The 832-nt window shown below is 41.6% G+C and carries 1 protein-coding gene; it reads left to right on the forward strand.

What is annotated here, in order from left to right; all coding sequences use genetic code 11:
* The first annotated feature begins 155 nt into the window (after nt 1-155).
* Nucleotides 156-686, forward strand: coding sequence for a RimK/LysX family protein (locus A3729_RS01405; protein WP_082881966.1), 531 nt, complete (start codon nt 156-158; stop codon nt 684-686).
* Nucleotides 687-832: the final 146 nt, after the last annotated feature.

Below are 832 nucleotides of genomic sequence, written 5' to 3' on the forward strand. Positions count from 1 at the left end.
TGCTAAGGGTATTATTATTGGTAAACAGAACATCCCATTAGCACAGGAGGGTGAAGCATTATTTCATATTGCTTATTTTTCCAAGCCAAACGAAGTGGCTGAAAATCTAGAGCTAATGAATGACAATTTGGTCAGTGAATCCGAGGTATTGTTAAATGAGCCATGATAACTTTTCAAAGAATGGAAACCTAAGTGAGGAGCAAACAATTGTGGGAAGTTCCTTCGCGAAATACCTTGATGGAAAGATCTTACTGGGTGCAGTCGAGTACGCTGACCTACCTGGACTACATTTATTCAACGTTCAGGTAAGAGTTGACACCGGCGCTAACAACTCATCTTTGCACGTCGAAAATATTGAGTATGAAGAGAGGGATAATGAAACTTGGGTCAGTTTTGATTTACCAAAGGATGTCTTTCCTGACCGAAGGGCGAGTAGACGGTCAGCAAAACTCGTCGACAAAAGGCTTGTTAAAACCAATAATGAGGCTAAAGAGAAGCGTTGCTTGATTGAAGCGAGTGTCTGCATTGGGAAAAGTCATTGGACGATACCCATCACCTTAACTGACCGCTCTAATATGCGATATCCTATGTTGCTGGGTCGCACCGCAATGGCAGGACGCGCGCTTGTTGACCCCGAGTCGGAGTATATCCAGAGTGCATATAGAATGAGCGTAAACTATGCATAGCTTCTGCTCGTAGACAGACAATAAGTATGAAGTTTAAGCAAAGTATTCTTGAGGTAAAAAATGTTTGATGAGCTTTTGGCCTGGTTTTCAATGTACAAAGTAAATGTGTTGCTAACGTTGGTTATCATCATTATCTACGGCTTTTT

This window comes from Oleiphilus sp. HI0043, from assembly GCF_001634935.1.